Source organism: Streptomyces sp. NPDC050388, assembly GCF_040655635.1.
GTDB lineage: Bacteria > Actinomycetota > Actinomycetes > Streptomycetales > Streptomycetaceae > Streptomyces.
In genome coordinates, this window is sequence record NZ_JBFAKH010000241.1 from 1 (window position 1) to 2,269 (window position 2,269).

The 2,269-nt window shown below is 71.0% G+C and carries 1 protein-coding gene; it reads right to left on the reverse strand.

The features are described from left to right. Window positions 1-32: 32 nt before the first annotated feature. Window positions 33-2,269, reverse strand: a 2,237-nt coding sequence (locus AB0I73_RS41075; protein ID WP_363045481.1) for an ATP-dependent Clp protease ATP-binding subunit, incomplete at its 5' end; no start/stop codon positions are given.

Sequence of the window (2,269 nt, forward strand, 5' to 3'; positions counted from 1 at the left end):
CCGGGACCCGACGGGCTGCTCGCCTTCTTCGCCTATTCCGCGTCAGGAGGGTTGGTACGGGCGGCCTCCTGTTCGGCGGCGGCCTGCGCCTCCTCGTGGGTCCGCGAGGGCCTGGGGGCGCCCAGGGTGCAGACCAGCCCGCTGTCGTCGACCCCCACCATCACGGTGTCCCCGGCGTTCAGCGTCCCGTCGAGCAGCATGTTGGAGATCTTGTTGTCCAGTTGCGACTGGATGGTGCGGCGCAGCGGGCGCGCCCCGAACTCGGGCTGGTAGCCGTGGTCGATAAGCCATTCCTTGGCGCTCTGCTCCACCTCCATGGTGATGTTCTGGGCGCGCAGCAGGCGGCGGCTGTTGTCCAGCAGCAGGTCCACGATGCGCAGCAGTTCGTCCCGGCCGAGGCCGTGGAAGACGATGACGTCGTCGATCCGGTTGAGGAATTCGGGCCGCAGATGGCCGCGCAGGTCCGCGAGGAGGTCGTCGCGGATCGCGTCGATGTCGCCGTGGTGGGCCAGGATGCGCTGCGAGCCGATGTTGCTGGTCATGATGACCACGGTGTTGCGGAAGTTGACGGTGCGGCCCTGAGCGTCCGTCAAACGGCCGTCTTCGAGAACCTGGAGCAGCAGGTTGAACACATCCGGGTGGGCCTTCTCGATCTCGTCGAACAGGACGACGGAGTACGGCCTGCGCCGCACGGCCTCGGTGAGCTGCCCGGCCTCCTCGTAGCCGACGTATCCGGGCGGCGCCCCGACGAGGCGGGAGACGGTGTGCTTCTCCTGGAACTCGCTCATGTCGAAGCGCACCATGCGGTCCGGGTCGCCGAAGAGCTCCGCTGCCAGGGTCTTGGCCAGCTCGGTCTTGCCCACTCCGGTGGGGCCGAGGAACAGGAAGCTGCCGGTCGGCCGGTTGGGGTCGCTCAGCCCGGCCCGGCCGCGGCGCACTGCCTGCGCCACCGCGGTGACGGCCTCGTCCTGGCCGATCACCCTGGCGTGGAGGCGTTCCTCCAGCTTCATCAGGCGCTCCCGCTCGCTCTGCGTGAGCTGGCTGACGGGGATGCCGGTGCGCCGGGACAGCACATCGGCGATGTCGTTCACCGTCACCTCCACTACGCCCTCGCGCTTCTCGGTGACCGCCGCCTTCTCCAGGTCCAGTTCCTTGATGCGCTCCTTGAGCTCCACGGCCCGCTCGTAGTTCTCGTCGGACACCGCCTCGTCGACCTCGCGCCGCAGCTGGTCGCGGCGGTCCTCGATCTCCAGCGCCTCCCCGCTGTGGCCCAGGCTGCGCAGCCGCACCCGGGCGCCCGCCTGGTCGAGGAGGTCGATGGCCTTGTCAGGCAGGAACCGCTCCGTCAGGTAGCGGGCGGACAGGTCGGCGGCGGCGCGCAGCGCGTCGTCGGAGAAGCGGACCTGGTGGTGCGCCTCGTAGGAGTCGCGCAGGCCCTCCAGAATCTGCACCGTCTCCTCGACGGTGGGCTCGGGGATCATGACAGGCTGGAAGCGGCGCTCCAACGCGGCGTCCTTCTCCACATACCGGCGGTATTCGTCCATGGTCGTGGCGCCGACGACATGCAGCTCGCCGCGGGCGAGCGCGGGCTTGAGGATGTTCCCGGCGTCCATGGAGCCCTCCCCGCCGGAGCCCGCGCCGACGACGGTGTGCAGCTCGTCGACGAACAGGATGGTGTTCTCGTCGGCTGTGACCTCGTCGATGACCTTCTTCAGCCGCTCCTCGAAGTCCCCCCGGTACCGTGTCCCGGCCACCAGGCCCGCCAGGTCGAGGCCGACGACCCTGCGGTCCTTCAGGCTGCGCGGCACCTGGCCGGCCACGATCCGCTGGGCCAGGCCCTCCACGATCGCGGTCTTGCCCACGCCGGGCTCGCCGATGAGGACGGGGTTGTTCTTGGTCCGCCGGGACAGGACCTCGACGGTCTCCTCGATCTCCTCGGCGCGGCCGACCACCGGGTCAAGGCGTCCGTCCCGGGCCTCCGCGGTCAGGTCCCGGCCGTACTCGTCCAGCGTGGGCGTCGTGCTCGGGGGCCCGGCCGCCGCCCGGGTCACCGTCTTTGGTGCGGCGCCCTCGCCGCGCAGCGCCTGGCCCGCGCCGCTCTCCTGGGCGGCGAGGAGGGCGGCGAGGATGTGCTCGGGGCCGATGTACGAGGCGCCCGCGGCTCGGGAGCGCGCATGGGCGTCCAGCAGGGCGCGCTTGGCCGCGGGTGTCAGGGACGGCTCGGCGGCCCCGCTGCCCTTGGCGAGGGCGGGCAGCAGCTCGGAGGCGA